We start from the raw sequence: 7,477 nt of genomic DNA on the forward strand, positions 1-7,477 counted from the left end.
GACTAAATTCTGTTGATTTTATGCAGTTTTCTCAGAGTAACTTCTGGAAGAACGGGAACTAGAACTTACTTTGAGAATTTACCGCTGTATCAACATGAACATAACCAACTTGCAGGGCATGGCTAACACTCTGATATACAACTTCTCCTTCAGGAATTTGCCATGTACCGAAACCAATCTTTGGAACTTCTACTCCATTGACTAATGTATATTTTTCCATCTTTCTTTCCTCACTTACTAAAATTTTTCCATAGGGATAAATGAATCACGCACAATTGCCTCAACATCATCAACAGTTAAGGGCACAAATACATTCCCACCCAGTTTCCCATGTAGAACTGCTTGTTCACTCATCACTCTTACCAATTCTTGCGTCGGAATTCCGACATCTGATAATTTCATTGGAATTTCTAATTCATTTTCAAAAAACGAATAGGTCTTAGCAATAGCCTGTCTGGCCAGTTCTTCCTCTGTTCCTTCAACTAATCCCCACACATTTCGTGCATAAGCTGCAAATTTTGCATGGGTCGTCGGATCTGTATCGACACAAAACTTCATCCATCTTGGTGTTAAAATCGCTAAACCAATCCCATGTGTAATATCGTAATAGGCTGATAATTCATGTTCGATAGCATGACAGGTCCAACCGCCTAATCGACCTCCAGCCACCAAACCATTGAGGGCCAAGGTAGAACTCCAAAGTAAATTTGCACGAGCAGTATAGTTTTCTGGGTCAGCTATTGCGACCGGACCATGCTTGATAATTGTTTTCAACAAGCCTTCTGCAATACTATCTTGAACGTCTACTCCCTCTGTTCGATTGAAATATTGTTCAAACAGATGGCTCATCATATCAGCAGCCCCAGCAGCAGTTTGCCATTTTGATACAGTGTATGTCAAAGTTGGATCTAAAAACGATGCCCGTGGAATCAACTCCCAGCCACCCGTACCAAGTTTTTCGTTTGTGACCATATTGGAAATAACAGCACCCCTGTTCATTTCTGTACCTGTTGCTGCCAGTGTCAAAATATCAACAATAGGGATTGCCTTTCCTATCAAGCTACTATCCTTTACTAAATCCCACGCATCGCCATCATAAAACGCTCCTGCAGCCATGACTTTACTCGCATCAACAACGGATCCCCCACCTACAGCTAAAATGACTTCGATACCGTTTTTTCGAATAAGATCTACACCTGTTCGGACAGAATCAATTCTAGGATTTGGCTCAATACCTGCTAATTCAACAAAAGTAAAACCATGATCATTTAATAAAGTTAGCACACGGTTATACAATCCTGAACGTTTAATTGACCCTCCGCCATAAACCAAAAGAACATTTTTTCCATAGGTTCCTAGTACTTCTGGTAATTCCGCCAAACGGTCACGACCAAAACGAATATCTGTAGGAATCTGTAATCGAAAATTATTCATTTTTTATCCTTTCTACTCATCCTTATTGTACACATTTCGTATACCTCAAAAGTATATTACAGCGAATCCTTTCCAAGATTCAACTGTTAACTATATGATTAGTATATCACGCCTCATTCGAAAATTGGATTTTCGGGAACGTAATCGCAAAAAAAAAGAGGCCGAAGCCTCTTTGATTTTCACTAAGGATTATTTAGCGATTTTTGCGAAGTACTCAAGAGTACGAACAAGTTGTGAAGTGTAAGACATTTCGTTATCGTACCAAGAAACAACTTTAACCAATTGTTTACCATCTACATCAAGAACTTTAGTTTGAGTTGCGTCAAACAATGAACCGAATGAGATACCTACGATATCTGAAGAAACGATTTGATCTTCAGTGTAACCGTATGATTCGTTAGAAGCAGCTTTCATAGCAGCATTTACTTCGTCAACAGTTACATTTTTCTCAAGAACAGCAACCAATTCAGTTACAGAACCTGTTGGAGTAGGTACGCGTTGTGCAGCACCGTCCAATTTACCGTTCAATTCTGGGATTACCAAGCCGATAGCTTTAGCAGCACCAGTTGAGTTAGGAACGATGTTAGCAGCACCAGCACGAGCACGACGAAGGTCACCACCACGGTGTGGACCGTCAAGGATCATTTGGTCACCAGTGTAAGCGTGGATAGTTGTCATCAAACCTTCAACAACACCGAAGTTATCTTGAAGTGCTTTAGCCATTGGAGCCAAACAGTTTGTAGTACATGAAGCACCTGAGATAACTGTTTCAGTACCATCAAGAATGTCATGGTTAGTGTTGAAAACGATTGTTTTAACATCGTTACCACCAGGAGCAGTGATAACAACTTTTTTCGCACCATTTTCGTGGATGTGTTGTTCAGCTTTTTCTTTAGAAGCAAAGAAACCAGTAGCTTCAAGAACGATTTCTACACCATCAGCAGCCCAGTCAATGTTAGCTGGTTCGCGTTCAGCAGAAACTTTAACGAATTTGCCGTTAACTTCAAAACCACCATCTTTAACTTCAACAGTACCGTCGAAACGACCTTGAGTTGTGTCATATTTCAACAAGTGTGCAAGCATAGTTGGGTCTGTAAGGTCGTTGATACGCGCAACTTCAACACCTTCAACATTTTGGATACGACGGAATGCAAGACGGCCGATACGACCAAAACCGTTAATACCAACTTTAACTACCATTTATGATTTCCTCCTTATGAAAATCGAGTTATATTTTTTAAAAGGCAAGCCTTTTAATCCTATTGTGAAAATTGTAACTTGTAGACTTACAAGAAAGTTTTCAACGTGATTATTATATAACTATTTGACGAAAATTGCAAGTATTTGCCACCTCTGTCTTGCAAGCTATAGTTAATTGAAACAGGAACAGGACAAAAGTGCCTCAAGAAAAGTATCGCAATTTGGCAATACTTTTCTGAGGTGTTTTTTGATTTGAGCCCATGTTTTCTCAATGGGATTATACTCAGGTGAGTAAGGAGGAAGTGGTAAAAGTCTATGCCCCTGCTCCTTGCATAACTCTTTTAGCTTACTCATCCTATGAAACCTTGCATTGTCCATAATGATGACAGATGGTTTATCTAAAGTGGGTAGTAAGAATGTTTTAAACCAAGCTTCGAAAAAGTCACTAGTCATGGTTTCTTTGTAGGTCATCGGGGCTATAATCTCACCGTTTATAAGACCTGCGACTAAAGATATCCGCTGGAATCTTCTTCCAGAGACCTGACCCGTGATCAACTGACCTTTCAAAGAGCGACCATATTCTCGATGAAAATATGTCTCAAACCCCGTCTCATCAATATAAACAGGTGTCAGGTGATTTAAGTTATTAAATTCTTTAAGGAACTGATTTACTTTCTCAGGGTCTTGTTCATAGTAGGTACAGCTCTTTTTTTTCGAGTGTATCCCATAGCTTTGAGAGCGTAATGAATAGCTGTTGGATGACAGCCAAATTCAGAAGCTATTTCAGTCAAAAAAGCATCTGGATGAGCTTCAAGATAGTTCTTTAATTTTTCTCTATCAATTTTTCTAGGTTTGGTTCCCTTAACTTGGTGATGAAGCTCGCCAGTAGTCTCCATTAATTTTAGCCATTGATAGATGGTGTTGCGTGAAATATCGAAAACAACAGATGCTTCAGTAATACTGCCGGTTTTCTCACAGTATGCGAGAACTTTTTTACGAAAATCTAATGAATATGCCATAAATACATTATACCAAAAATGTACTGTTTTTGTTTCATTTTACTATATTTATGAAAATTTTAATGAAAAAATGAAAAAGGCAGCCGAAGCTACCTGGGTTAGCAATTATGCATGGCCACCATTTTTCTTAATGATTTCATCTTGTACAGATTTTGGTACATCTTCGTAGTGGTCAAATACCATCATGAAGGTACCGCGACCTTGTGTTGCTGAACGAAGAACAGTTGCGTAACCGAACATTTCAGCAAGTGGTACATAAGCACGAACGATTTGTGTGTTACCACGAGCTTCCATACCATCAACACGACCACGACGTGCAGTAACGTGACCCATAACGTCACCTAGGTTATCTTCAGGTGCAGTGATTGTTACAAGCATCATTGGCTCAAGAATAGTTGGTTGAGCTGATTTAGCCGCTTCTTTAAGGGCAAGAGATGCTGCCACTTTGAAGGCTGTTTCAGATGAGTCGACATCGTGGTATGAACCATCGTAAAGCTTAGCTTTAACGTCAACGATTGGGTAACCAGCAAGAACACCGTTAGCCATAGATTCTACGAGACCTTTTTCAACCGCTGGGATGAATTCACGTGGAACCACACCACCGACGATAGCATTCTCGAACTCGAATCCTTTACCTTCTTCGTTTGGTGTGAATTCGATCCAAACGTCACCGAATTGACCTTTACCACCAGACTGGCGTTTGAAGAAACCACGAGCTTGTGTAGAAGCGCGGAATGTTTCACGGTATGATACTTGAGGAGCACCTACGTTTGCTTCAACCTTGAATTCACGACGCATACGGTCAACAAGGACATCCAAGTGCAACTCACCCATACCAGAGATAACTGTTTCACCAGTTTCAACGTTTGTTTCAACGCGGAATGTTGGATCTTCTTCAGCCAATTTAGAAAGGGCAATACCCATCTTGTCTTGGTCAGCTTTAGATTTAGGCTCAACCATCAATTGGATAACTGGTTCTGGAACGTGGATTGACTCAAGGATGATTTTTGCTTTTTCATCTGTCAATGAGTCACCAGTTGTAGTATCTTTCAAACCAACCGCAGCGGCGATGTCACCTGCATAAACAGTTTCAATTTCTTGACGGCTGTTTGCGTGCATTTGAAGAATACGTCCGATACGCTCACGTTTACCTTTAGAAGTGTTCAATACGTATGAACCGCTGTTAAGGACACCTGAGTATACACGGAAGAATGTCAAACGACCTACGAATGGGTCAGTCATGATCTTGAAGGCAAGAGCTGCAAATGGCTCTTCATCTGATGCATGACGTTCTTCTTCAGCATCTGTATCTGGGTTAACACCTTTAATAGCAGGGATGTCAAGTGGACTTGGAAGGTAGTCTATAACCGCATCAAGCATCAACTGAACACCTTTGTTTTTGAAGGCTGAACCACACAATACTGGGAAGAATTCAACGTTGATAGTTGCTTTACGGATAGCAGCTTTCAACTCTTCGTTTGTGATTTCTTCACCTTCAAGATATTTCATCATCAATTCTTCATCAGTTTCAGCAACTGCTTCAACCAATTTTTCACGGTATTCTTCAGCTTGCTCAAGGTATTCAGCTGGAATATCTTCTTCAAGAATATCTGTACCAAGGTCGTTAGTATAGATTTCAGCTTTCATCTTGATCAAGTCGATGATACCACGGAACTCATCTTCAGAACCGATTGGCAATTGGATTGGGTGAGCATTTGCTTGAAGACGCTCATGAAGTGTGCTTACTGAGTAAAGGAAGTCCGCACCGATTTTATCCATTTTGTTCGCAAATACGATACGTGGAACACCGTATTCAGTTGCTTGACGCCATACTGTTTCAGTTTGTGGCTCAACACCTGATTGTGAGTCAAGAACGGTTACCGCACCATCAAGAACGCGAAGTGAACGTTGTACTTCGATTGTGAAGTCCACGTGTCCTGGTGTGTCGATGATGTTTACACGGTGGTTGTTCCATTGAGCTGTTGTTGCAGCAGATGTGATAGTAATACCACGTTCTTGCTCTTGCTCCATCCAGTCCATTTGTGATGCACCTTCGTGAGTTTCACCGATTTTGTGGATTTTACCAGTGTAGTAAAGAATACGCTCAGTTGTCGTCGTTTTACCCGCGTCAACGTGCGCCATGATACCGATATTACGAGTTTTTTCCAATGAAAATTCGCGTGCCATGAGGTTTGTTCTCCTATATTTTTAGATTTCTATTTTGATTATACCATATTTTAATAAAAGCGAGTGGGTAAATCCCACCCGCTTAATTTCTTACTAATGGTGTGAAATGGCTGAGGCATGCCTCAATCCGATTTGTGATGATTGAACAAAGTTCCTTCATCTGATTAAGTTCAATTAACTTCCATATATCCAATGTAGAAACTGAACTCGAACGGCCTACTGTCAACGAAAAAAGATAAATCTCATTGAATGCAAAAGCATTCTGCTTCGATTTCCTATTTTTCGTCGGCAGGCACGTTCTCTGTATCTTAATTAGTTGAATTTTAGCTACAAATGTCTGCCAAAAAGATAAAATCTCCTAGAAACTGAAGTTTCTTCGTCGCTTTTCCTATTTTGGCTAGCATTTGCTTAACGCTAAAATATCCTATCTTACCAGCGGAAGTGTGCGAATGCGCGGTTTGCTTCTGCCATTTTGTGAGTATCTTCACGTTTCTTAACAGCTGCACCTGTGTTGTTTGCTGCATCCATGATTTCTTTCGCAAGGCGATCGATCATAGTGTGCTCACCACGGTTACGAGCGATTGTTACCAACCAACGAAGACCAAGTGTTGTACGACGCTCTGGACGAACTTCAACTGGGACTTGGTAGTTAGAACCACCGACACGACGTGCACGTACTTCAAGTACAGGCATGATGTTTTCCATTGCTGTTTCAAATACTTCAAGTGCATCATTACCAGTTGCTTCTTTGATTTGATCAAAGGCACCGTAAACGATTGATGCAGCAGTACCACGTTTACCGTCCAACATAACACGGTTAATCAAACGAGTTACCAATTTTGAGTTATACAATGGATCTGGCAATACTTCGCGCTTAGGCGCTTGATTTTTACGACTCATTTATATTTCCCCCTTCTTAGCCTTTTGGACGTTTAGTACCGTATTTAGAACGGCCTTGCTTACGATCGTTTACACCAGCAGTATCTAGTGCACCACGAACGATATGGTAACGTACCCCTGGAAGGTCTTTTACACGTCCACCACGAAGAAGAACCACACTGTGTTCTTGCAAGTTGTGACCGATACCTGGGATGTAAGCAGTAACTTCGATAAGGTTGCTCAAACGTACACGAGCAAATTTACGAAGGGCTGAGTTAGGTTTTTTAGGTGTCATAGTTCCGACACGAGTTGCAACACCGCGTTTTTGTGGTGATGAAACGTTTGTTTGAACTTTTTTACGGCTGTTGTAACCAACGTTCAAAGCTGGTGATTTAGATTTTTCTACTTTAGACTTACGTGGTTTACGTACCAACTGGTTAATTGTAGGCATCTACATTCTCCTGTATATATTTTTTATTTTTGGTGATAGGGCATTGGTGACAACCCCTATCTGTGTGTACTTTTGCAACATTTGTCAGCACGTCCCTGTACACTCTTGAGAGACCAAAAGTAAAAAGTACCGTCTAATATAGTACCACATCCCAAACCTATTGTCAAATAGATGTGATCGAAATTTTCAAGAAAAACACAGAGCTAACTTCTCAAAGTAAGTTCTAGTCTAACACAAAAGCTGGAAATTAGACTGAGACAAAAAAATAAGGTAGAACTTACTATGGGACAAGTTGGTAACTGACAAT

The 7,477-nt window shown here is 40.6% G+C and carries 6 protein-coding genes and 1 pseudogene; all 7 read right to left on the minus strand.

The window, feature by feature from the left end; genetic code table 11:
• Nucleotides 1-82 precede the first annotated feature (82 nt).
• A pseudogene (locus tag K6V43_RS11035) lies at nt 83-220 on the minus strand (aldo/keto reductase); the annotation flags it as partial.
• Between the two features lie 17 nt (nt 221-237).
• Nucleotides 238-1,434 (minus strand): iron-containing alcohol dehydrogenase, encoded by a 1,197-nt coding sequence (locus K6V43_RS11040; protein ID WP_222383123.1) that lies wholly within the window; start codon nt 1,432-1,434, stop codon nt 238-240.
• A 189-nt stretch (nt 1,435-1,623) separates the two neighbouring features.
• On the minus strand, nt 1,624-2,634 hold the full coding sequence (gene gap / locus K6V43_RS11045) for a type I glyceraldehyde-3-phosphate dehydrogenase (RefSeq protein WP_024392683.1): 1,011 nt from the start codon (nt 2,632-2,634) through the stop codon (nt 1,624-1,626).
• A gap of 171 nt (nt 2,635-2,805) precedes the next feature.
• Nucleotides 2,806-3,653, minus strand: a protein-coding gene (locus tag K6V43_RS11050; RefSeq protein ID WP_222383124.1) for an IS630 family transposase whose coding sequence is annotated in 2 segments (ribosomal slippage) — nt 2,806-3,350 and nt 3,350-3,653 — 849 coding nt in all. Because the reading frame shifts where the segments join, the coding sequence is not laid out codon by codon here.
• A gap of 105 nt (nt 3,654-3,758) precedes the next feature.
• Complete coding sequence (gene fusA / locus K6V43_RS11055) at nt 3,759-5,840, minus strand: elongation factor G (protein WP_222383125.1); 2,082 nt, start codon at nt 5,838-5,840, stop codon at nt 3,759-3,761.
• A gap of 429 nt (nt 5,841-6,269) precedes the next feature.
• Nucleotides 6,270-6,740, minus strand: coding sequence for a 30S ribosomal protein S7 (gene rpsG / locus K6V43_RS11060; protein ID WP_002940031.1), 471 nt, complete (start codon nt 6,738-6,740; stop codon nt 6,270-6,272).
• Between the two features lie 16 nt (nt 6,741-6,756).
• Nucleotides 6,757-7,170, minus strand: a complete 414-nt coding sequence (gene rpsL / locus K6V43_RS11065) for a 30S ribosomal protein S12 (RefSeq protein ID WP_002940030.1) — start codon at nt 7,168-7,170, stop codon at nt 6,757-6,759.
• Nucleotides 7,171-7,477: the final 307 nt, after the last annotated feature.

It is taken from the genome of Streptococcus suis (assembly GCF_019794615.1).
GTDB classification, from domain to species: Bacteria; Bacillota; Bacilli; order Lactobacillales; family Streptococcaceae; genus Streptococcus; species Streptococcus suis_AI.

Coding starts and splice junctions, on each gene's coding strand:
- K6V43_RS11040 (WP_222383123.1), bottom strand. CDS start 1,434: ATGAATAATTTTCGATTACAGATTCCTACAGATATTCGTTTTGGTCGT.
- fusA (WP_222383125.1), bottom strand. CDS start 5,840: ATGGCACGCGAATTTTCATTGGAAAAAACTCGTAATATCGGTATCATG.
- rpsL (WP_002940030.1), bottom strand. CDS start 7,170: ATGCCTACAATTAACCAGTTGGTACGTAAACCACGTAAGTCTAAAGTA.
- gap (WP_024392683.1), bottom strand. CDS start 2,634: ATGGTAGTTAAAGTTGGTATTAACGGTTTTGGTCGTATCGGCCGTCTT.
- rpsG (WP_002940031.1), bottom strand. CDS start 6,740: ATGAGTCGTAAAAATCAAGCGCCTAAGCGCGAAGTATTGCCAGATCCA.